At 65.9% G+C, this 21,861-nt stretch carries 23 protein-coding genes; 6 read left to right on the top strand and 17 right to left on the bottom strand.

Annotated elements, in window-relative coordinates; all coding sequences use genetic code 11:
- Positions 1 to 134 precede the first annotated feature (134 nt).
- From rpsO to JOE41_RS18100, 4 genes are all read right to left on the bottom strand, one after another.
- On the bottom strand, positions 135 to 404 hold the full coding sequence (gene rpsO, locus JOE41_RS18115; RefSeq protein WP_011691294.1) for a 30S ribosomal protein S15: 270 nt from the start codon (positions 402 to 404) through the stop codon (positions 135 to 137).
- Positions 405 to 612: 208 nt separating this feature from the next.
- The gene (kynU, locus tag JOE41_RS18110) at positions 613 to 1,893 is read right to left on the bottom strand and encodes a kynureninase (RefSeq protein ID WP_374068555.1); all 1,281 of its coding nucleotides are present in this window, start codon (positions 1,891 to 1,893) and stop codon (positions 613 to 615) included.
- On the bottom strand, positions 1,890 to 2,744 hold the full coding sequence (kynA, locus tag JOE41_RS18105; RefSeq protein ID WP_209753149.1) for a tryptophan 2,3-dioxygenase: 855 nt from the start codon (positions 2,742 to 2,744) through the stop codon (positions 1,890 to 1,892). Before kynA ends, kynU begins: the two co-directional genes overlap by 4 nt.
- 29 nt (positions 2,745 to 2,773) lie before the next feature.
- A complete protein-coding gene (locus tag JOE41_RS18100; RefSeq protein WP_011691291.1) occupies positions 2,774 to 3,757 on the bottom strand; it encodes a bifunctional riboflavin kinase/FAD synthetase in 984 nt (327 codons plus the stop codon).
- A gap of 256 nt (positions 3,758 to 4,013) precedes the next feature.
- Here JOE41_RS18100 and JOE41_RS18095 point away from each other — a divergent pair, with 256 nt between their 5' ends.
- Positions 4,014 to 4,850 (top strand): DUF937 domain-containing protein, encoded by an 837-nt coding sequence (locus tag JOE41_RS18095; RefSeq protein WP_209753148.1) that lies wholly within the window; start codon positions 4,014 to 4,016, stop codon positions 4,848 to 4,850.
- An 18-nt stretch (positions 4,851 to 4,868) separates the two neighbouring features.
- Here the strand turns inward: JOE41_RS18095 and JOE41_RS18090 are convergent, their stop codons facing one another.
- From JOE41_RS18090 to truB, 5 genes are all read right to left on the bottom strand, one after another.
- On the bottom strand, positions 4,869 to 5,462 hold the full coding sequence (locus JOE41_RS18090) for a hypothetical protein (protein WP_011691289.1): 594 nt from the start codon (positions 5,460 to 5,462) through the stop codon (positions 4,869 to 4,871).
- 266 nt (positions 5,463 to 5,728) lie between these two features.
- Positions 5,729 to 7,426 carry an HNH endonuclease signature motif containing protein gene (locus JOE41_RS18085; protein ID WP_209753147.1) on the bottom strand — a complete coding sequence of 566 codons (1,698 nt, stop codon included), beginning with the start codon at positions 7,424 to 7,426 and terminating at the stop codon, positions 5,729 to 5,731.
- 81 nt (positions 7,427 to 7,507) lie between these two features.
- Positions 7,508 to 7,963: a hypothetical protein gene (locus JOE41_RS18080; RefSeq protein WP_209753146.1), complete on the bottom strand. Its 456-nt coding sequence runs from the start codon at positions 7,961 to 7,963 to the stop codon at positions 7,508 to 7,510.
- Positions 7,964 to 7,981: 18 nt separating this feature from the next.
- Positions 7,982 to 8,335 carry a hypothetical protein gene (locus JOE41_RS18075; RefSeq protein ID WP_209753145.1) on the bottom strand — a complete coding sequence of 118 codons (354 nt, stop codon included), beginning with the start codon at positions 8,333 to 8,335 and terminating at the stop codon, positions 7,982 to 7,984.
- A 1-nt stretch (position 8,336) separates the two neighbouring features.
- Positions 8,337 to 9,257: a tRNA pseudouridine(55) synthase TruB gene (gene truB, locus JOE41_RS18070; protein WP_209753144.1), complete on the bottom strand. Its 921-nt coding sequence runs from the start codon at positions 9,255 to 9,257 to the stop codon at positions 8,337 to 8,339.
- 136 nt (positions 9,258 to 9,393) lie between these two features.
- Here truB and JOE41_RS18065 point away from each other — a divergent pair, with 136 nt between their 5' ends.
- Positions 9,394 to 10,548 (top strand): pyridoxal phosphate-dependent aminotransferase, encoded by a 1,155-nt coding sequence (locus JOE41_RS18065; RefSeq protein WP_209753143.1) that lies wholly within the window; start codon positions 9,394 to 9,396, stop codon positions 10,546 to 10,548.
- 93 nt (positions 10,549 to 10,641) lie between these two features.
- Entirely contained in the window at positions 10,642 to 10,851 is a 210-nt protein-coding gene (locus JOE41_RS18060) for a hypothetical protein (protein WP_011691283.1), read from the top strand.
- 31 nt (positions 10,852 to 10,882) lie between these two features.
- Here JOE41_RS18060 and JOE41_RS18055 read toward each other — a convergent pair whose 3' ends face one another.
- The 3 genes from JOE41_RS18055 to JOE41_RS18045 form a co-directional block, all read right to left on the bottom strand.
- A complete protein-coding gene (locus JOE41_RS18055) occupies positions 10,883 to 11,221 on the bottom strand; it encodes a CU044_2847 family protein (RefSeq protein WP_011691282.1) in 339 nt (112 codons plus the stop codon).
- A gap of 71 nt (positions 11,222 to 11,292) precedes the next feature.
- Positions 11,293 to 11,766 carry a thioredoxin gene (gene trxA, locus JOE41_RS18050; protein WP_245200760.1) on the bottom strand — a complete coding sequence of 158 codons (474 nt, stop codon included), beginning with the start codon at positions 11,764 to 11,766 and terminating at the stop codon, positions 11,293 to 11,295.
- Positions 11,767 to 11,863: 97 nt separating this feature from the next.
- Positions 11,864 to 12,349 (bottom strand): nucleoside deaminase, encoded by a 486-nt coding sequence (locus tag JOE41_RS18045; protein ID WP_011691280.1) that lies wholly within the window; start codon positions 12,347 to 12,349, stop codon positions 11,864 to 11,866.
- A 184-nt stretch (positions 12,350 to 12,533) separates the two neighbouring features.
- Between JOE41_RS18045 and JOE41_RS18040 the strand changes: the two genes are divergently transcribed.
- Positions 12,534 to 13,646, top strand: a complete 1,113-nt coding sequence (locus JOE41_RS18040) for a ScyD/ScyE family protein (protein ID WP_209753142.1) — start codon at positions 12,534 to 12,536, stop codon at positions 13,644 to 13,646.
- Positions 13,647 to 13,711: 65 nt separating this feature from the next.
- Here the strand turns inward: JOE41_RS18040 and rbfA are convergent, their stop codons facing one another.
- The 5 genes from rbfA to rimP all read right to left on the bottom strand — a co-directional run bounded on the left by rbfA (position 13,712) and on the right by rimP (position 19,730).
- Positions 13,712 to 14,221 (bottom strand): 30S ribosome-binding factor RbfA, encoded by a 510-nt coding sequence (gene rbfA / locus JOE41_RS18035; protein ID WP_011691278.1) that lies wholly within the window; start codon positions 14,219 to 14,221, stop codon positions 13,712 to 13,714.
- A 294-nt stretch (positions 14,222 to 14,515) separates the two neighbouring features.
- Positions 14,516 to 17,422: a translation initiation factor IF-2 gene (gene infB / locus JOE41_RS18030; RefSeq protein ID WP_209753141.1), complete on the bottom strand. Its 2,907-nt coding sequence runs from the start codon at positions 17,420 to 17,422 to the stop codon at positions 14,516 to 14,518.
- Positions 17,423 to 17,574: 152 nt separating this feature from the next.
- On the bottom strand, positions 17,575 to 17,916 hold the full coding sequence (locus tag JOE41_RS18025) for a YlxR family protein (RefSeq protein WP_043429599.1): 342 nt from the start codon (positions 17,914 to 17,916) through the stop codon (positions 17,575 to 17,577).
- 216 nt (positions 17,917 to 18,132) lie between these two features.
- Positions 18,133 to 19,113 carry a transcription termination factor NusA gene (gene nusA, locus JOE41_RS18020; protein ID WP_011691275.1) on the bottom strand — a complete coding sequence of 327 codons (981 nt, stop codon included), beginning with the start codon at positions 19,111 to 19,113 and terminating at the stop codon, positions 18,133 to 18,135.
- Positions 19,113 to 19,730, bottom strand: a complete 618-nt coding sequence (rimP, locus tag JOE41_RS18015) for a ribosome maturation factor RimP (RefSeq protein ID WP_011691274.1) — start codon at positions 19,728 to 19,730, stop codon at positions 19,113 to 19,115. The genes nusA and rimP overlap by 1 nt, the downstream gene beginning before the upstream one ends.
- Positions 19,731 to 19,835: 105 nt before the next feature.
- Between rimP and JOE41_RS21195 the strand changes: the two genes are divergently transcribed.
- Both JOE41_RS21195 and JOE41_RS18005 read left to right on the top strand, forming a co-directional pair.
- Positions 19,836 to 21,041 carry a ferritin-like domain-containing protein gene (locus tag JOE41_RS21195; RefSeq protein WP_209753140.1) on the top strand — a complete coding sequence of 402 codons (1,206 nt, stop codon included), beginning with the start codon at positions 19,836 to 19,838 and terminating at the stop codon, positions 21,039 to 21,041.
- A 79-nt stretch (positions 21,042 to 21,120) separates the two neighbouring features.
- Entirely contained in the window at positions 21,121 to 21,852 is a 732-nt protein-coding gene (locus JOE41_RS18005) for a VIT family protein (RefSeq protein ID WP_011691272.1), read from the top strand.
- Positions 21,853 to 21,861 lie beyond the last annotated feature (9 nt).

Genomic DNA, 21,861 nt, shown 5'->3' with positions numbered 1-21,861 from the left:
CTTCATTCTTCGAAGCCGTTCCCGGGAATCACTACCGAGGACCGCGAATGCGTGATGCGGTTGATCCTCCTGTTTAGTTTTGGTTGAAGAAGGCGGCCCTTTCCGTCACGGAAGGGGCCGCCCCTCAGGTCTGACTAGCGGCGCAGGCCGAGGCGCTCGATGAGCGCACGGTAGCGGTTGATGTCAGTGTTCTTGAGGTAGGTGAGCATGCGCTTGCGACGACCAACCATGGCCAGCAGACCGCGCTGGGTGTGGAAGTCGTGCTTGTGCTCCTTCATGTGCTCAGTGAGATCCTTGATCCGCTGAGTCAGGACTGCAACCTGGACCTCCGGTGAACCGGTGTCGCCCTCGGACGTTGCGAAATCCTTGATGATGGACTGCTTTACAGCGGCGTCAAGTGCCACAATAACTCCTAGAGATGTGCCGTGAGGCCCGAATCAGTAACTCACTGCCGGGTGTGCCAGTGCCCGAAATCCGCGGTAACCCGGGAAATCCTGCACATAACAAGAGCCAGCCGCCACGGACTGCAGCCGGATCCAACGTTTAGTTTACCGGCCCGGCCGCAATCTTGTCGAAACACGCCGTGCAGCACGACCGCTGCGGGTGGCCCTGCTAGCGGCGCGCCAGCAGATCCCGGACGGCGGCAACACCGCGGTACACCTCCATAAATGAGGTGCTGAGCGGCGAGAGCCCGATCCGGATGCCGTGCGGTGCCCGGAAATCCGGGATGACGTCCCGCGCCCAGAGCTTCGCCGTCATCTCCCGGAAGTCCGGATGGTCCACGGTGATGTGGCTCCCCCGGCGCTCCGGATCCCGCGGCGTTGCCAGCAGGACTCCGGCCGGAGCCAGCCACGCGTCATGGAGCTCGAGCGCGAACGCCGTCAGCTTCCGGGATTTTTCCCGGAGTGCGGACATGCCGGCTTCTTCAATCAGGTCCAGCGTGCCCTGCATGGCGATCATGCCCAAAATTGCCGGCGTTCCGCTGAGGAAGCCGCGGATCCCGGGAGCCGGTTCGTAGCCGGGTCCCATTTCGAACGCGTCCTTGCGGCCCATCCAGCCCCAGATCGGCTGGTTCAGCTCCGGGAGGTGCCGGGAGTTGATGTAGGCGAACGCCGGCGAGCCCGGTCCCCCGTTGAGGTATTTGTAGGTGCAGCCCGCAGCGAAGTCGACGCCGGCGGCGTCCAGGTCGATCTCCACCGAACCGGCGGAATGGCACAGGTCCCATACCACCAGCGCGCCGGCGTCGTGCACTGCCGCCGTGATCGCCGGCAGGTCGGCGAGATAACCGGAGCGGTAGGCGATCTGGCTGAGGACCACGACGGCGGTAGCCGGCCCTGCCGCCTCGCGCACCTGGTCAACGGTCACCCCGGCAGCGGGATCGGCCTCGATCCATCGCAGCGTCAGCCCCTCTTCCCGGGCGATGCCTTCGAGAAGGTAACGGTCCGTGGGGAAGTTCTCCGTATCCAGCACGATCTCGGTCCTGGCGGGGTCCTTGACCGCAGCGAGGGCGGCACGGATCAGCTTGTACAGGACAACCGTGGTGGAGTCGGCAATGATGGTCTGCCCGGGTGCGGCGCCGAGGACTGCCCGGCCCAGCTGGTCGCCGATAGCTTCCGGCAGCTGGAGCCATTCCTCGTCCCAGCCTCGGATCAGCCTGTCGCCCCAGCTGTGCTGGATGAAGCTGCCGATGTCCGTAGCTGTCCGCTTGAGCGGACGGCCCAGCGAGTTCCCGTCCAGGTAGGACAGCTCGGTGTCAGTTCCGATGAAGTGGTCGCGGTAGCCTGCCAGCGGGTCGGCGGCGTCAAGTTCGACGGCGCGCTGCCGCAGGGCGTCTGTGGCGTCCGCCGTATCCGGTGCCAGCGGGCTTGTTGCCCGCGGATCAAGTGCGTTCACTGGCCGATCTCCGTCCGGACGGCGAAAAGTTCGGGAAAGAACGTCAGTTCCAGGGCCTTCTGCAGGAACGCGGCCCCGCTGGATCCGCCGGTGCCGGCCTTCATGCCAATGGTCCGCTGCACCGTTCGCAGGTGGCGGAAACGCCACAGCTGGAAGTTGTCTTCCAAGTCCACCAGTTCTTCGCATGCCTCGTAGGCACCCCAGTTGTCAGCTGCGTTCTCGTAGATGTGCTTGAACACCGGCACCAGTTCCGGGCAGAACTGGTGAGCCTTAGTGACGTCGCGCTCCAGCAGGGACGTCGGGATGTCGAAGCCCTGCCGGTTGAGGTAGGCGAGGAATTCGTCGTAGATGCTTGGCGCCTCAAGGACGTTGCTCAGCTGCTGGTAGGCCTCAGGATCGGATTCGAACACCGGGAGCATCTTGCGGTTCTTATTGCCCAGGACGAACTCCACGGCCCGGTACTGGCTGGACTGGAACCCGGAGGAGTTGCCCAGGAACCCGCGGAACTGGGAATACTCGGTGGGTGTCAGCGTGGCCAGCACGGACCATTGTTCGGTCAGTGTCTTCTGGATGTGCTTCACTCGCGCGATCGCTTTCAAGGCGGATCCGAGGTCGTCGCTGCGGAGCCAGGCCGCGGCGCTGCGCAGCTCGTGAAGGACCAGCTTCAGCCACAGTTCAGTGGTCTGGTGCTGGATGATGAACAGCATTTCGTCGTGGTGTTCGGGGTTGCTGACCGGTTGCTGCGCGCTGAGCAGCGTGGGCAGTTGCAGGTACGACGCGTAGCTCATCCGCGAACTGAAGTCCCGGACAATGTCCTTCTCCAGTTGCCTCGTGTTCTTCTCAACGGACACAGCGGTGCCTTCCTTGCCAGTGACTGGGGTCAGCGCCGGAACAGGATGTCGTGGGCCTGGACGACGTCCAGGCGCATCTGTTCGACGAGCGCCTCCGGCCCACGGTACGCCACCATGCCCCGTAGCCGTGCAACGAACTCCACAACTACTGTCTGGCCGTACAGATCGAAGTTTTCAACCGGTTCTTCCGGACGGTCAATAACGTGTGCTTCAACCTGACGGCTGACGCCGTCGAATGTGGGGTTGGACCCGACGGAGATGGCTGCGGGCCATCTGGTGCCGGCCTGGTCCACGAGCCAGCCGGCGTAGATTCCATCGGCGGGGATGTAGCCGCTGGCTTCGGAAGCCAGGTTGGCGGTGGGGAATCCGAGTGCACGGCCGCGGGCAGCACCGTGCACCACCTCGCCTCGCATCCGGTGCGGGCGGCCCAGCACGGCACCCGCCGTGGCCACGTCGCCGTCCCGCAAGGCCTCACGAACCCAGGTGGACGAACAACGGCGGTCCTTGCCGCCGTCGTCGTGGATGGGAAAACCTTCGGAGCCGAATTCACTGATGACCTGGACGGTGAAGCCGAACTTCTCCCCCAGTTCCTGCATAGTGGAAAGGTCGCCGGAGTTGCCGCGGCCGAAGCGGGCGTCATGGCCGATCACCACGTGGCTGGCCTTGAGGCTGCCGACGAGGACGCCAGCGACGAATTCTTCCGGCGTCAGGCTGGCCAGCTCCAAGGAGTACTTCATGACCAGGACGGCATCCAGGCCCAGCTCGCCGAGGGCCACGAGCTTGTCCTCCAGGCCCATGATGAGCTCAGGAGCGGACTCGGGCCGGTGCACCTGCGCGGGGTGGGGATCAAACGTCACCGCCACAGCACGCGCGCCGTTAAGGCGGGCTGTGCGGATGAGCTGGGAGAGCACCTGCTGGTGCCCGCGGTGTACGCCGTCGAAATTGCCAAACGTGACAACGGTAGGGCCGAAGTCCGCGGGGACCTCGGACGGATCGTTCCAGATGTGGACCATCAACCTCGCCTTTTGCTGCCTGCCATTGACTCGTCCGAAACCGCGCCGGGCCCCGGAACTCTCTAAGATTACCCGCAATTGCCTCTGGAAATTACCCGAAATCACCCTGCGGCGACCGACACCGCGGCCGGTCCCGGGTTCCGGCCTACCGCGGTCCGGGGTGCCCGGCTAGGATGCAAGGGCAGCAACCGGCGCCGCAGTTGCGCGCCGCAGCCAACGATGCCCGCGGCCCTGCGCCGGGCTGAAGGAGAGCGCTATGACTGACCTCCGCGAGATTTTGGAACAGATACCCGTTGACCAGGTCGCCGGTCTGCTGGGCACGGACACGGAGTCCGCCCGGGCCGCAATCGAGGCTGCGGTTCCCACCCTCCTCGCCGGCTTGCAGAGCAACGCACAGGCGCCCGGTGGTGCCGCCTCCCTTGAGTCCGCTCTTGCCCAGCACCAGGACGGGCTGGCAGAAGGTGGCATCGACGCTGCGCAGGTGGATACCGCCGACGGCGAGAAAATTGTCAGCCATGTTTTCGGCGGGCAACAGGATCAGGTGGCACAACAGCTCGCCGGCACTGCCAACCTGGGCGGCGTGGGCGGCGACCTCGTCAGGAAGCTTCTGCCAATCCTTGCGCCCATCGTGATGTCCTATCTCGCCAACAAGATCCTCGGCGGGCGGAGTGCACAGGCTGGCGGCGGGGCAGGGGGTGGCGGGGCAGGGGGTGATGCGGCCGGCAGCCCCGGCGGAATCGACCTCGGCAGCATCCTGGGCGGCATTCTCGGCGGTTCACAGGGCGGCGCGGGTGCCGAAGGAGGACTGGGCGACATCCTCGGCGGCATTTTGGGCGGGGGCCCGCAGGGCGGTCAGCAGTCCCGCGATGCAGTCGTCCCCGAGGCCAACAAGGACTCGGCGCCGCAGCCCCCCACCGGACCACTCGGTCAGCCGATACCGCAGGCGGGGGCGCCCGTTCCGGGAGATGTGATCGACGTCGACCTCCCCGGCGACGGTTCCGACAACCGTTCCGAGGACCGCCCCGAAGAGAAAAAGAACGCCGACGGCGGCGGTCTGGGCGGCCTGTTGGGTGGACTCTTCGGCAAGAAATAGCCGTCCCGGGTCGGGCTCCTAGTGGTGCTGGCGGCCGGAACCTTCAGCAACATCCCCGGGACGTGAAGCCGCTGCTGCGACCTCCGCCAGCCAGTCGTCGAGGTCCCTGGGCCTGCGAAACGCCATCACCGGCGGCATGTCCGGGCTGGCCTGCCATTCCTTGAACACACGTCTCTTCCTGGCGAATGAATTGAAGTGCCAGTAGAAGATCGAATCCCTCGCGCATAGCCTCGCGAGCGTTTCGACGTTTCCGTTGCAGACGGGTTGCCGCGTGATAATCCGTCGCAGGGAGCGGCGGACCAGTCTGGACAGCGACAGCCAACGGGGATAATCCAAAGCGATGACCAGCTCAGCCCGGGGTACAACGATGTCGCGCCAGTGGCCATAGGCGCTGTCCAAGACCCAGCGCTCGCGCGCCGCAACATCAGCCGCGAGCTCACGTTGCTGCTCGACGCTGCGCTGCTGCCAGCCGGGAAGCCAGCCAATGTCGTCGTCGGCTGAAAACTCGGGAAGTCCCGACGCTGCTGCATAGGCGCGGGCTGCCGAGGACTTGCCGCTCCCCGTCACTCCGTAAAAGAGGACACGTGACGGGTTTACCGGGATGGGTTTCATGATCTGCTCCCCGTTTGCTCGGCGGTCCGGCCTCCCCAGAAGTCTGCACCGCGATTTGCCACGATAGCACCCGGCCGCAACAGTCGTTCCCGCAGTTGGCTCCGGCTGGCTTTGGCTACCGCGACAATCCTTCAACGAGCCAGGCCAGCGTGCGTGCTATGGGGCCCTTGGGATTCACCGAAGGCTGGGATTTCAGGCCGGAACCGCTCAGGATGTTCGCTCGTTTCCGATGGCCAATACGAGGGCACGGGTTAACTGCCGGAGTCTCACTCGAGTCTGAAGTAGCGGTTTCTTCTGGGTTGTTGGTGTGGGTCGATGTGGGGTGGCGGGATGAACCAGGTGATCCCGGTTTTGACCTGGATGTGCCACTGTTCCTTATGCATCAGGTGGTGGTGATGGGAGCAGAGCAGTGTGCCGTTCTCGGTGCTGGTGGTTCCGCCGTGTGACCAGTAGGTGATGTGGTGGGCTTCGCACCACGGGGCGGGGATGGTGCAGCCCGGGAAGGCGCAGCCCTGGTCGCGGGCGGTGAGGGCTTTGCGGATGTGGGGCGGGAAGATCCGGGTGGTGCGGCCGATGTCCAGGATCCGGCCCTGGCCGCCGAGCAGGACGGGGATGATGTCCGCGTCGCAAGCGATCTTCCGGACCGTGGCGGCCGTGACGGGCCCGGTGAACGTGAACGAGCCGGTGCCCCTGCCTGGGGTGCCCTGTTCGAGTGTGTCGAGGAGGTCGCGGTAGTCGATGGTGACCATGACCTGGGGGCGCAGGCCGCCCGCGGCGGGGAGGTTTCCGGTGGCGAGGGCGGTTTTGGCGGCGCTGACGAGGCCGTCCAGGAGTTGCTGGGGCCGGGTCCGCCGGTCCAGGTCGCCCTCGCCGCTAATGGTTCCGTCGTTGCCTTCAGCCGCTTCTGGTTGGGTGCGGGGGTTGGTGGCGGTGTTCATCACGGTCAGGAGGGGTTCGTACTGGTCCGGGGTGGCGAAGAATTCCACGTGCTGTAGTCCGCGGCGGGGTTTCCGGATGAACACGCCCTGCCGGTGGCGGAGTTCCTCCTCGGAGGGTTCGCTGCCGTCCTGGTCGATCGCCTCTGTCCACTGCCGGGCGATGCGGGTCACGAAGTCGGTGTCGTGCTCGGCCGCGGTGCGGGTCAGGGCGTGTTCCATCCGGCCGGTAACTTCCGCATCCGCGTGGTGGCGGACCCGGTCCAGGGCGAGGGTGATGATGGTCGCGGACCGGGAGCCCACGGACCCGGACGCGACGGCCGCGGCCAGGTCGGGCCGTTCCGGTTCTTGGGGGTGGCCGGTGATCCCGGCCCGGGGCAACACGGCTTCGGTCAGGGCGAGCCGGCGGCGGGCTTCGCCGGCACCGATCCGCAACCTCATACGGAGGAACTCGGTAGTGTTCCGGCACCCGTCATCGGCCGGATCCGGATCGTTCGTCTTCGGTGTTGCCGCAGGTATCCCTTCAGCCGCGTCACTTCCGGCGTCCGCGGGCTGGGCCTCCGTTCCGGCAGCCCAGCCGAGGGGTCCGTGGAGGTCCGTCTCGTTGCCCCACCCGGTGGTCCAGCCGACCGCCGCGCCACGGCCCGCACCAGCCCGTGCAGCAGCAGAAATAGCCTCCCGCCGGGACCGGTCCACAGCCCCGGCAGCAACCACCTGCAAATATTCAGCGGCGCGGGAGATGTCCTCGACCCGGGAAGCGAAGTCAGCAGCCTCCCGGAAGCGCATCCCCGCAGCGTCCGCGACCGCCGTCGAACTAATGGCCTCCAGCAGCTCAAGGCACCGGGCCAGACCACAGGAACCACCGCCGTCGAACGCTAACGGCTTCGGCTGCTGCCCGGAGGGAACACTTCGCAAACCGCGCACCGACGCGGGGAAAGCATCAGACGCGGGAGAAGCGTCAGCGGCAGCGTCCATTTTGGCCCACCGCAACGCCCCTCGTGCTGCTGCAAGTTCCCCCATAACTTCCATGGCATAACTCTGCCAAAGACCTACGACAAAAACGGGACACCGGGGTCAGAACGGCCGGACGGATGCGTCAGACCGTGCGACTCAAACCTCCCGAGGTGCCGGCCTGCGCCTGTACAGCCACACGAGGCCGAGGATGGGAAGCAGAAGCGGGATAAACGCATAGCCGCGGCCAAAGAGGGACCAGACCGTTTCGTGCGGGAAGTTGACGGAGTCGAAGATGCTCAGCGCTCCGACCACCACCACGCCCACGAGTTCCACCAGGACAGCAGCCACGGACACCGTGAACCAGGTCCTCCCGGCCTTCGCCAGGGAGACCGTGGCTACGACGTAAACGAGCGCCGCGAACGCCGAGAGCAGGTAAGCCAGCGGCGCTTCGGAGAACTTCGTGAGAATCTGGTAGCCGGCCCGGGCCGTGGCGGAGATGGCGAATACTGCATAGACCGCGATCAGCAGCCGCCCGGGTCCGGTGTTCCGGGTGTCCTTGGACTGGGCCTTGGGAGCCGCGTCGGTCTTGTTGACGGGGGTTTGCGGAGTCACGTCGTGTGCTTCTTCCACTCAGTACCAGATCTGGTTCATGCGTGCGGCCATCACAAGGGCGGTGACACCCACGGCAGCCAGGACAAAGTTGCTCCACCGGGTGCGCTCCAGGATGGACCAGTAAACGGCGCCAACCGGCAGGACCAAGGCAGTGACCAGGTAGCCCCAGAACTCCCACGGTTCCCCGGCTATCCGTTCCCCCGAGGCTACGCGGACGATCGAGCCCACAAGGTAAACCAGGAGCGCCAGTTCGACGGCGGCAACTGACAGGATGGTGGCATCGTTGGGAGCTTTCTTCATGATCCCCGCGACTGCGCAGATGACCGTGGAAAGCAGGCCGACGGCCAGAATGATATAGAAGTACGCGTCCACGCTATTTGCCCGGCTGTTCGTTGCTCGGGGCGAAGACCAGCACCGGCTTCGCGTAGCCGCCGGCGTCGGCCAGCAGGGCCACCAGCGAGCCGTCGGGAGCGAAGGCCGCGGCGGGATTGTCTGCGGTGGCAGCTTCCGGTGTTCCGGCTCCGGCGCCTGCGGCTATGCGCCGGCCGAAGGAGATTTCAGTGGCTTCGTCCTCGCTGAGCTCACGGTTCGGCATGAGCGCCCGCGCCGCCTGGGACATCTCCAGCACTTCCAGTTCCTCGGCCAACTGCTCCAGCGTCCGGGCCTGGTCAAGGGTATAGGGCCCAACCTGGGTCCTTCGAAGCGCCGTCAAGTGGCCCCCGGTCCCCAGGGCTTCACCAAGGTCGCGTGCCAAGGCACGTATATACGTACCGGACGAGCATTCCACGGTGACGTCCACGTCCAGCACTGCCCCGTCACGCTCAGGGCGGAACGCGTGGACATCGAAGCGGTGGATGGTGACCGGCCGGGCGGCAAGCTTCACGTCTTCGCCGGACCTGACGCGGGCATAAGCACGCTCGCCGTTGACTTTGATGGCGCTGACGCTGCTGGGGACCTGCTGGATCTCGCCGGTGAGGGCTGCAACGGCGGCCCTGATGGCTCCCTCCGTGACTGCAGCGGCGGAGTGGCTGCCCACCACCTCGCCTTCGGCGTCGTCCGTCACAGTGGATTCTCCGAGGCGGATGGTGGCGGTATATGTCTTGGATGTTCCCACGATGTACGTCAGCAGGCGGGTGGCCTTGTTGATTCCGAGGACGAGCACACCCGTGGCCATGGGATCCAGCGTGCCGGCGTGTCCCACTTTCCGGGTACCGGCCAGCCGCCGCATCCGTCCAACCACATCGTGGCTGGTCCATCCTTGCGGCTTGTCCACTATTACCAGTCCAGAAAGCACGCCTCCCAGTATATCCGCGCCTGCGGCTCTCCTTTTTCGTCCGCCGGCGTGCTGCCGGTCCGACGGCGGGCGGACACTCCGACGGCGGGCGGTGCCACAGCCGGGGGTCCGACAGCGGGCGGTTAGGATGGCAGACATGCCCGAGCTTGCCGCACACATCCACGACTTCCCCGTCAACCAGATCCGTGAGATCACCGAAGCCGCGTGGGGCACGCCGGGTGCCATTGTGTTGAGCATCGGCGAACCAGGCTTTGAGCTCCCCCGCCATGTCCTCGAAGCGGGCATGGCATGCCTGGACCGCGACGAAACCAACTACACGCCGAATGCCGGGATCCCTGCCCTCCGCGAAGCCTTCGCAGCCAGATTCCGCGAGCACAATGGCGTTGAGATCGGGGCCGAGCGCGTCTATGTTGTGGACGGCGCCCAGCAGGGCCTCCACTTCGCCATGAGCCTCCTGCTCTCCCCCGGTGACGAAATCCTGATTCCCAACCCGGGCTACCCCACGTTTGCGATGACCAGCCAGCTGCTGCATGCAAAGCCCGTACGGTACCCGCTGTACCCGGAGCACGACTTCCAGCCAAGGATCGAGGACATTGAGGCCCTCATTACTCCGCAGAGCAGGGTGCTGATCCTCAATTCGCCGTCCAATCCGCTGGGCGCGGTCCTGGGCGGCGACCTCACCCGGGGCCTCGTGGACCTGGCCCGGCGCCACGACCTGTGGATCATCTCCGACGAATGCTACGAGGCCTTCACGTATGACGTGCCCCATGTCAGTCCGGCCCGCTTCGACAGCGATGTCCCCGGGGAGGCCAGGGTCTTCACGTCGCTGACCCTGTCCAAAACGTACGGACTGACGGGGCTCCGGATCGGGGCCTTGGTCTGCCCGCCCGGGCTGGAACGGAAGATGAATAACGTGATGGAGTCGATCGTTTCCTGCGTCGCTTCGCCGTCCCAGTACACGGCGATCGCGGCGCTGACGGGACCGCAGGACTACGTCAGCCACGCGCACGCCCACTACCGGTCGAACCGGGACGCTGCGTCGGCGGTGCTGGCGTCCAAGGGCATTCCGTTCCTGTCGGCGCAGGGGGCGTTCTATCTCTGGGCGGATGTTTCCCACGTCAGCGGCGGTGATGTACGGTCCTGGGTCCGCACGTTCCTGGCCGATGCCGGAGTTTCCTTCGCTCCGGGCACCGCCTTCGGTTCCATCGGCGAAGGCTGGATCCGGATTGCGCTCTGCGGTGCCCAGGCGGAACTCGTGGAAGGCGTGGGCCGCCTGCCTTCCCGGGGATGATGAAACGACGCCCAAAGTGGGGCACTGAGCCCCTAGTGCAGACGCCTGCCGGGCCCTAACCTGTCCACAGGGGCGGCACCGGAGAGGAACAACATGTGGTGGCAGGACCTGCTGTGGGGCTTTTGGAACGGTTTTACGGCGTGGATCGTGCTCATCGCGCACGTGTTCGGCGCCTGGGCTGAGTTCCCCTTCTACAACAACGCACGAGCCGGTAACTGGTATGACTTCGGTTTCCTGCTGGGCATGGGATCACCGCTTCTCGGCGGGCTGGGCGTGCGCGGCGGCCGGCGGTCCCGAAGGTAGCGGCGCTCCCGAAGCTAGGAAGGCGGTGCCGCTAGGGCACGATCTCTTCCTCGAGTGGTTCTTGCTCGGGCGACCATGACATCTTGACGATGAAGTGGGCTTCAGTAACGTTCCTCGCGATGATGGCCCCCGCCGCGCCGGCCAATTTCACGCCGAACTGGATTTCCAGGTGTTCCGGCGCAAGGTCCCCCAGGACTTCCGCTGCTGCCTTGGCGGCCGGCCGTACGGAGGCCAGCGCATCTTCGAGCCTGCGCCCGGTGTCCTGGATCCCCTGCTCGTCACGCGACGGGTGTTCCACTCCGAAGCTGCTCTCCTCGGCTTCCACCAGGACCACGCCGGATCCGACTTCGTAGCGCAGTATCTCTGTCATGCTTTCCTCCCTGTGCCGAACTTTGCCGAATGTGTGCCGAAAATGACCCCTCTGGGCGCAGCCTGGGTTGGTTAGCTCAGGGTCGAGGACAGCGCGTGTTCCAGCCAGGTCCGCAGGGTCGCCGCGGGCGCGGCACCCGCTTGCCGGGCAATCACGATCCCGCCGACGATCACCATGAGCGTGGGGATCGCCTGCACCGCAAATCTCGCTGAGAGCCCGGGAGCGTGGTCTACATCCACTTTCACCAGCTTGATGCGGCCCGCTTTCTCGGTGGCCAACTGGTCCAGGACGGGGCTGACCAGGCGGCAGGGCCCGCACCATTCAGCCCAGAAGTCGATCAGGGCGGGCACCGTTGACTCTTCCGCGATGTGCTTGAAGTCCGAGTCTCCGGCGTCGACGATCCACGGCAAGTCATGGCTGCAGTTGCCGCAGCGGGGACGGCCGGGAGCGGCTGCCGGAATCCTGTTGGTCTTCCCGCAGCCGGGACACCTGATGAGCCTCGGCTCCACTGCCCCGCGCTGTCTTCCAGTCGCCCCTGAAGTCATGGGTTAATCGGACGCCTGCCTTCATAAGCCGGATAGAGTCGAAGGTCCCGCCGGCTCCGGCTGCCGGATTCCCCGATGCCGGAGCCGGGAACGAAGGTCAGTATTCGGTGCGGTCCGGGTTGGCGTCCCAGGCTTCAAACGGGGCGTTCGACGTCGGGACATCGGTTTGGTTGACCGGCATGAGTTCGGGCCGGACGCCCTCAAAGTATTCGTAGAACAGGGCGTCGTCGAAGCCGGCGGCTGCAGCGCCGTGCCTGTCCGCGGCAAAATACACGCGATCGATCCGCGCCCATAACGCGGCTGCCAGGCACAACGGGCAGGGCTCACAGCTTGCGTAGAGCACGGCCCCGCTGAGATCGAAATTGGCGGATTCTGCCGCTGCCGTCCGGATGGCCACAACCTCGGCATGCGCGGTGGGGTCGTTGTCCCGCGTCACCCTGTTGACGCCGAAATGGCGCGTCCCGTCCGCGGTGACCACAAGTGCCCCGAAAGGACCGCCGCCGGCGGCCACATTCTGAACGGCGAGGTCGACGGCCTGGCCCAGGAATTTCTGGATATCAGCGGCTGAGGGTGGGGCATCCATGCACCGATCATAGCGAGCGGGCGCGGCTTTCCAAGGAAGCCGGATGCCGGGTTTGCGGAAGCCATCGACGTTGTCGAAGGCTAAGAAATAGAATGTGCGCAGTGGGGGCGGCAGTGTTTTCCGCCAGCCGAATCCGTGGTCTCAATGAATCCTGGTAATCATCTTTGGGCATTTGGAGACCACCATGAGAAAGCACGTTCCGCTTGCCGCGGCCGCCATCAGCGCCGCGGTCTTCCTGGCGACCGGCTCTGCAGGCGTCGCCGCCCCGCCGCGAACCGAACCGGTCACCCTCGCCGACGGGCTGGTCGGTCCGCTGCACGTAAGCGCAGGCCGTGACGGCACGGCGATTGTGAGTGAGGAATTCGCCAGCCGACTGACGCGGGTAGCTTCCGACGGCACCAAGACAGTCCTGTATTCCGATCCGGAATGGGACGTGGCCGGAAGCGTGCAGCGCCGTTCGACCATCTACTTCGTGGAGAGCCAGGGGGCCGGCCCCATGGATCCCCGTCCGCTGGCCGGTCATGTCCGGACCATCGCAGCCGATGGGACACAACGGACTTTTGGTGACCTGGCGGCCTTGGAGAACGAAAAGAACGCCGATGGTGACGTCAGGTACGGATTTGAGGACCTGCCGGATGCATGCGCGGCGCAAATTCCGCCTGAGGTGCCCGTCTCCTACACCGGGACTGTTGACTCCCATCCGTATGGCGTCGCCCTCTCCGGTGACACCGTCTATGTGGCCGATGCCGGAGCCAATAGCATTGTGGCCATCGACGCCGACTCCGGAGACGCTGAAACAGTGGCGGTCCTGCCGCCGCGCCCCTTCGAAATCACCGCAGAAGCGGCCGCCACGCTGAAGCTTCCGGACTGCGTTGTGGGCCTGACCTATGTTTTTGAACCCGTTCCCACGGACGTCGCAGTGGGACCCGACGGCTGGCTGTACGTGTCTGTGCTCCCGGGCGGACCGGAGGACCCCGCACTGGGTGCCCGCGGGGCCGTGTACCGGGTGAACCCGGACAATGGCCGGGTGCGGCTTGTCGCTGACGAGGTCATGTCACCCACCGGGCTGGCGGTGGACGACGACGGCGACCTGTACGTCGCCTCCCTGTTCGGCGAGGGTGTGCTCAGGATAGATGGCAACGACAGGCAGCGGGCTGTGCTGGCAGGCAAGCTCACGGCCGACGTCGCCCTCAGGGGTTCGACCCTGTACGCAACGACCGATGCGCTGCCTGCAGAAAACCAGCCGCCCAACGGCAAACTGGTGACCGTGTACCGTGACGGCCATTCCCGCCGTTGATCCGGGTCCTTAAACGCCGTGTGGCCGGTCCCTTGCGGGTCCGGCCACACTGATGTTTCGACGGCCTATTTGTTGCCGTCTTCGTCGAGTTCTTCGTCGTCGATGAGGTCTTCGTCCTCTTCGTCGAAGTCGTCCTCGTCGATTTCCACGTCCTCGGGAATGTCGCTCTTGTACGGATCGGCATCCCCGGCGTGCTTGGCGCCTGCAGCCAGGGCGGCCACTTCAGCGTCACGCTTCTTGGCGGCGCGGAGCAGTTCTTCGAGGTTGGAAGCGTTGACCGGAATCTGGTCGGCCACGAACTCGAGGGTGGGAGTCAGCCGGACAGTAATGTTGCGGCCGACTTCCTGGCGGAGAACGCCCTTGGCTTTCTCCAGGCCCTTGGCAGCATCCGCCTGAACCACCTGGTCCCCGAACACGGTGTAGTAGATCGTGGCGTGCTGCAGATCATTGGTCACACGGGCATCGGTAACGGTGATGCCTTCAAGCCGCGGATCCTTGACCTTCCGGCCCAAAGCCTCTGCAACAACAACCTTAATCCGCTGCGCCAATTTGGCAGCGCGTGCCGGATCAGCCATTTCCACTCCTAAATATTTGGATGTACGACGGCGCGTTAGCGGCTTGCGTACAAAGGTTCGGTTAATTGCCACGCACCTAAAGCGAGTCTACGACGGACCCGCGTTGGATTTTTTCCGGCGGCCCGGGAGTGGCATCCAAAGAGCTGGCCGAGGGCCCCGACCCGAGCTTGCGAGGGTTGGGAAGGCCAGTTCCGCTACCGGAGCTGGGCGGCACAGGATCGCAGATCCAGTGCCGCCCAGCGTAGGGGCGGGGCCGCCGGAAAACTCCGACGCCCCCGACCTGTATAGCTCAGACTAGACGCGCGGCTTCTCGCGCATCTCGAAGGTCTCGATGATGTCACCCTCGTTGATGTCGTTGTACGAGCCAAGACCGATACCACACTCGAAGTCCGTGCGGACCTCGGTGGCGTCGTCCTTGAAGCGCTTGAGCGTCTCAACGGTGAGGTTGTCACCGATGATCTTGCCGTCGCGGCTGATGCGGGCCTTCGAGTTGCGTCGGATAACACCCGAGCGAACGATGGAACCGGCGATGTTGCCGAACTTGGAGGAACGGAACACTTCGCGGACCTCGGCGGTGCCAAGCTGGACTTCTTCGTACTCCGGCTTGAGCATGCCCTTGAGGGCCATCTCAATGTCATCGATTGCTGCGTAGATGACGGAGTAGAAGCGCATGTCCACGCCTTCGCGGTCTGCCAGTTCGGCAACACGCTCGGCGGGCTTGACGTTGAAGCCGATGATGACGGCGCTGTCCACCGTTGCCAGGTTGACGTCGTTCTGCGTGATCGCACCGACACCGCGGTGGATAACGCGGAGCTGGACACCTTCGCCGACGTCGATCTTGAGCAGCGCGTCTTCGAGGGCTTCCACGGCACCGGACACGTCACCCTTGAGGATGAGGTTGAGGGTGTCGATCTTGCCTTCGGCGACGGCCTGGTCGAAGTCTTCCAGGCTGATGCGCTTGCGGCGCTTGGCCAAAGCGGCGTTGCGGTCTGCTGCTTCACGCTTCTCGGCGATCTGGCGGGCGGTGCGCTCGTCAGCGGTCACAAAGAAGGTGTCGCCGGCGCGCGGGACGTTGGACAGACCCAGTACCTGCACGGGGCGGGACGGGCCGGCCTCGGTCAGGACGCTGCCGTCGTCGTCGAACATCGCACGGACGCGGCCGTGGGCCGTGCCTGCCACGATGGTGTCGCCGACGTGCAGCGTACCGGACTGAACCAGGACGGTAGCAACCGCACCGCGGCCCTTGTCCAGGTTGGCTTCGATCGCAATACCGCGGGCGTCCTTGTTCGGGTTGGCGCGCATGTCCAGGGCTGCGTCTGCGGTGAGCAGGACAGCCTCGAGCAGCTCGTCGATGTTGAGGTTCTGGCGTGCAGAGACCTCCACGAACATGGTGTCGCCGCCGTATTCTTCCGGAACGAGCCCGTACTCGGTCAGCTGGCCGCGGACCTTGTCCGGGTTGGCGCCTTCCTTGTCGATCTTGTTCACGGCCACGACGATCGGCACGTTGGCGGCCTGCGCGTGATTGAGGGCTTCAACGGTCTGCGGCATAACGCCGTCGTCCGCTGCGACCACCAGGATGGCAATGTCGGTGACCTTCGCACCACGGGCACGCATGGCGGTGAACGCCTCGTGGCCCGGAGTATCGATGAACGTAATCTTGCGTTCGGCGCCCTCGTGCTCGGTGGTGATCTGGTAAGCACCAATGTGCTGCGTGATGCCGCCGTGTTCACCCGCGACGACGTCGGAGTTACGGATGGCATCCAGCAGGCGGGTCTTACCGTGGTCAACGTGACCCATGACGGTGACAACAGGAGGACGTGCCTCGAGTTCCTCGTCGCCTTCGGCCTCCAGCTCGGCATCGAAGTCGATGTCGAAGCCGGAGAGCAGCTCGCGCTCCTCGTCCTCCGGCGACACGACCTGGAGCTTGTAGCCAAGCTCCTCGCCGAGCAGGGCGAAGGTCTCTTCATCCAGCGACTGCGTGGCCGTGGCCATTTCGCCGAGGTGGAAGAGCACGGTCACCAGTGCAGCGGGGTTTGCCTCGATCTTGTCGGCAAAGTCCGTGATGGACGAGCCGCGGCGGAGCCGGACTACGGTGTTGCCGTCGCCGCGGGGCACACTGACGCCACCCAGCGACGGAGCACTCATCTGCTCGAGTTCCTGGCGCTTGGCACGCTTCGACTTGCGCTGCTTGCCACGGCCTGCGCCGCCCTTACCGAAGGCACCCTGGGTGCCACCGCGACCGCGGCCACCCTTGCCGAAGCCACCGCCGGCCGGAGCACCGCCGCCGGCGCCGGGAGCGCCGCCGGTACCCGGTGCGCCACCGGGGCGTCCGGGACCGCGGCCTCCGCCGCCGGGACGGCCGGCACCAGCGGGTGCGGGTCGTTCGGTGCGGTTAGGCATCATGCCCGGAGTAGGACGGTTTCCGCCGCCTGCACCGGGGCGTGCACCGGGAGCACCGGCCGGACGCGGAGCGCCGGGACGTGCACCCTGGGTGCCGCCGGGACGCGGAGCACCCGGACGGGGCCCTCCTGCGCCGGCTGCCGGACGCGGGCCGCCGGGGCGTTCGCCCTCGGTGCGGCTTCCGCCCGGACGGGGCATGCCCTGGGAAGGAGCGAACGGGTTGTTGCCCGGACGCGGCGGACGCTCGTTGTCGCCGCCGCGGCCCCGGGGCATGCCCTGGGACGTGGCGAACGGGTTGTTGCCGGGACGGGGGCCGCCCGGACGGGGTGCCGAGCCCTGTCCGCCGGAGCGGGCCGGGGCAGCCGGAGCTTCAGCCTTGGGGGCCGGGCGTGCGCCGGGCTTTGCACCGGTGGACGGTGCGGCCGGAGCAGGCGCCGACGGAGCAGAGGCTGCCGCAGCCGGGGCCGCGGGAGCAGGTGCTGTCGGAGCAGGCGCCGACGGAGCGGAGGCAGCAGCCGGAGCTTCTGCCTTGGGTTCCGGAGCCTTGGGTGCTGCCGGGCCTGGCGCGGGGGCCGGTCGGGTAGCTGCGGGGCTGGCGGGCGCCTTGGGCGCTGCAGCGGGAGCTTCGGACTTCGAAGCGCCGGCGGCGGGGTATGCGTTGCGGAGTTTCCTCACAACGGGGGCCTCAATGGTGGAAGAGGCAGAGCGAACGAATTCGCCCAGTTCCTGCAGTTTGGTTACTGCATCTTTGGAAGTAATACCGAGCTCTTTAGCAAGCTCATGTACGCGGACCTTGGCCACATTTCTCCTGTCTCGGTCCGCACCGAGCCAGGCACGAACCGTCTACTTCTTACTGCGGACCTTCGCCGCGATAGCAGCTGAAAGGTCCATTGCAGAGCGCAACAAAGTTGTCATCGTTGCGCACTCATCGCTGGGAACTCATCGGGTTTCCATCAGTTTTCTGACCCGCTTTCAGGTTGGACGGTTGTTGCTGCGGCCACCGGAGTGTCCACGGCTTGCGTGCCTGCCGTTATCCGGCGTTCGACGGCGGCAGTTCCGGTGGTGCCCGGTAGGGCACGTCCGAACGCACGCCGCTTGATTGCCAGCGCCAGGCACGTTTCGCTGGGGTGCAGCCATGCACCCCGGCCAGCCATCCGGCGTCGTTCGTCCACCACGACAACGGGGGAACCGTTGCGTTCGGCGACGAGCCGGAGTAACTCAGACCGCGGGCCCTTCTTCCGGCATCCGATGCAGGTGCGTTGCGGCTGATCCTCAAGGTGTTGCACTAGCGCCACGGTGAGTATCTTCCTGCCCCTACAAATCTGCTGCCCCGAACCGGCCTGCACGTTCCGCGTTCGTGACGAACGCCGATTATGCGGGCACGCTCAAGGCGCACGAATACCGGCCATCAGGCACGGTCAATGTCTATTCTAGCCCCTCAAGTGCCCCGGCCCCGAAACGACGGGTCGAATCCGGGCGGAACAATCCAAGGGGCCGTCCGCCGAGGCAGTTCAGTTTTCGCGCGAAACCGCCGCGTCGGAGACGATGTCAATCCGCCAGCCGGTGAGCTTGGCGGCCAGGCGGGCGTTTTGGCCCTCCTTGCCGATGGCCAGCGACAGCTGGTAGTCCGGGACGACGACACGCGCGGAACGCGTTGCCTCATCCGTGATGGTGACGGAATTCACCCTCGACGGCGACAGGGCACTGGCGATGAAGGTCGCCGGGTCCTCGCTGAAATCGACAATGTCGATCTTTTCGTCGTTGAGCTCGGTCATAACGGCCCGGACGCGCGAACCCATCTCACCGATGCAGGCACCCTTGGCATTGATGCCGGGGATGTTGGCCTTGACGGCGATCTTGGTGCGGTGCCCGGCTTCGCGGGCCAGCGCCACGATCTCCACCGAGCGGTCGGCAATCTCCGGAACTTCCAGTTCGAAGAGCTTCCGGACCAGGCCGGGGTGCGAGCGGGACAGCGTAATGGACGGGCCCTTGGTGCCGCGGTGCACGTCGATCACGAAGGCGCGGAGCCGGTTGCCGTGGATGTACTTCTCGCCGGGTACCTGCTCAGGCGGGGGAAGCAGCGCCTCAACCGTTCCGAGGTTCACCTGGATCATGTGCGGGTTGTTGCCCTGCTGGATGGTGCCGGCAACCAGTTCGCCCTCGCGGCCCTTGAACTGGCCCAGGACGTTGTCGTCCTCCGCGTCGCGCAGGCGCTGCAGGATGATCTGCCGTGCCGTGCTGGCAGCGATGCGGCCGAACCCGGCCGGGGTGTCTTCGAACTCGCCGATGGGGGCGCCGTCGTCGTCGATTTCAGTGGCCCAGATGGTCACGTGGCCGCTCTTGCGGTCCAGCTCTGCGCGGGCCTTTTCAAAGGCTCCCGGAGACTTGTGGTAGGCCACCAGCAGTGCCTGCTCGATGGTCGGGATCAGGAGGTCCAGCGGGATTTCACGCTCACGCTCCAGAAGTCTCAGTGCGCTCATGTCAATATCCATCAGGCCTCCTCAGAAGGTCCATTGTTTTCATCTTCCAGACCGACCTCATCGAGGTGGCTGAACTCTATCTCGACTTTTCCATTGCGGATCCTGTCGAAAGGAATCTTCTCGGGCTCGCCTTGCTTGGGCTTCATACCCTTTTTGGCCGCGATCTCCGGAACCAGGGTCACGCCGTCGTCGTCAACGGACTGGATCCTGCCGGTGAGGTTCTCACCCTGGATGACATTCACCTTGACCATGCGGCCGCGGGCGCGGTGCCAGTGGCGCGGTTCAGTCAGTGGACGTCCAACCCCGGGCGAGGAAACCTCGAGGTCGTACGGGCGGCTGTCGTAGCTGGGATCGCCGTCCAGGATGCCGGAGAGCTCCTTGGAGATCTCGGCAATAACGTCAAGGCTTACTCCGCCGGTTTCTTCCTGCGGCAGGTCCACCACCACGTGGACCACCCGGTTGGCACCGGCGACGTGGATAGACACGTCCTCCAAGTACAGCCGGTGTGCCTGGACCGAGGGCTCCAGCAGCGCCCGGACGCGCTCGGCCTCCGGGTTATGCACGGATTCGGCCTCAGCCTTGCCCGTCCCGGTCCGGTCTGATGAAGTCGTGGCTTCTGCATTACTCACGATGCCGGCCGCCTCCCGCTAGATGATGTTGTGTGTACTAGCGTAGCGATTTTATGGGCGCCATGGTGCACTCGCTTGCTGCCGGGCATGACAACATGGTCTGTTGTGAAAGACGACACCAAGGAAAAACGCCGGCCGGGCCGCTATTTCCGGTACGGCATCCTGGCGTCATTGGCGTTGCTGGTCATCAGCCTGGGGCTGGCGCTGACACCGGGGCAGCCTCCGGAGGCGCCGGAGCCGTCGTTTTCCGAGCGGGCGCGGGCCTCGGCCCTTGCCGAAACGATGCACCTGCGCACGGCCGGCAGCCTTCTTGCGGATTCCGTTTCCGGGGCCGAGCGCCAGGCGCTGCTGCGCACTGTGACTTTGCTGACAACCCAGGCGAGGGCACTGTCCGGTCCCGACCAGAAGCCGCCTCCCGCGGCCACTGCCGCTGCATCCGGCACAGCATCAGGTGAGCCCTCAGCTTCCGCGCCCGTAAACGGAGAGCCCGTGGTGGCGGACTCCCCCGCCGGGCTGGTCGCCGCTGTATCGGCCAGCGGCAGCCGGCGCCTCAAGGACGCGGAAGCCTCCGACGGCGGGATGGCCCGGCTGCTCGCCGCCGTCGGCACCGCCCAGCTTATTCAGGCGTCCTCGCTGGCGCCGGCGGTGGGGGCAACGGCCCCGGAACTGCCCGTGCTTCCGGCGCCGGCTCCGGCACCTGCGGCGGCGGCAGCTGCATCGCCGTCGGCCGCATCTCTGCCTGCTGCCTCGCCGGCCGCCGGCGAAAGTTCGTGCCCGCCCGCCCCGGCCGCGTCCGGGCCGGCCGCAGGGTCGGCGACAACGGCAACTGCCCTGGCAATGACAGTCAAGACCGAGGCTGAGACGGTCTACGGCTACCAGGTAGCTCTTGCCCGCCTCGACGGCGCCGCCGCCGGCTCCGCGTCACAGCTGCTGGCCCGGCATGAATCAGTCCTGGCCGAAGCAGAGGCGCTGAGCCGGGCACAGTGCGTGGACATTCCCCCGCGGGAGGCCGGCTACACCCTCGGCCCGCTGTTCCTCGAGTCGCCGGCAGCCGGCCTGGGCAGCCTCGAAGCAGGCACCCTTCCGGTGTACGGCGACCTGGTGGCCTTGAGCGACGGCGGCATCCGGCAATGGGCCATTGCGGGTTTGCTGGCCGCCGCCAACCGCGCCGCGCAATGGGGCGCCGACTCCGGCCCCCTGCCGGGCATCGTGGTGGACACCGCGCAGCTTCCCGAACTCGCCACGGACAGCCCGGCTCCGGAATCCACGGCGCCGGGTGCTTCGCCGCCGCCGTCGGACGCCGGCCAATAGGCCCCGGGCCAAAGCGTGCCTTACCTTCCTTAGCCCCGTATTACTGGCAAGCCACGAACACCAGTGATTTGCTATAGGCATGGACAGCGCCCGAGTAGCAACGCAGCATGAGAACGAACCGCACCACAACGACATAGCCCATCGGCTCAACTGGCTGCGCGCCGGCGTGCTCGGGGCCAACGACGGCATCGTTTCCGTCGCTGCGATCGTGGTGGGCGTCGCCGGTGTCACCACCGATTCCGGCCCCATCCTCATCGCCGGTACGGCCGGCGTGGTGGGCGGCGCCATTTCCATGGCGCTGGGCGAATACGTGTCCGTCAGCAGCCAGAAGGACAGCCAGCAGGCCCTCATCGATAAGGAAAAGCGCGAGCTGGCCGAACAGCCGGAAGAAGAGCTCGAGGAGCTCACCGCCATCTACCAAGGCAAGGGCCTCAGCCCCGCTACCGCCCGCACTGTGGCCAAGGAACTCACGGCCCACGATGCCCTGGCCGCCCACCTGTCCGCCGAATTGCACATAGACGAAACCGACATCGTCAGCCCGTGGCATGCAGCCTTCGCGTCTGCGATAGCCTTCCTGGTCGGAGCGATCCTGCCCATGCTGGCAATCCTGCTGCCCCCGGAAAACATCCGCGTCCCCCTGACCTTCGCGGCCGTGCTGGTGGCCTTGGCGGCAACCGGTGCCCTGGGGGCCTGGATCGGCGGAGGCTCGAAAATGAAGGCCGCCGTCCGGGTGGTGGTAGGCGGCGCCCTGGCGCTTATCGCGACTTTCGCCATCGGCACCCTGCTCGGGGCCAGCGGCGTCGTGGCCTGATCCCCGGCC

It is taken from the genome of Arthrobacter sp. PvP103, assembly GCF_017833075.1.
GTDB lineage: Bacteria > Actinomycetota > Actinomycetes > Actinomycetales > Micrococcaceae > Arthrobacter.
This window is presented reverse-complemented; position numbering and strand designations above follow the sequence as displayed.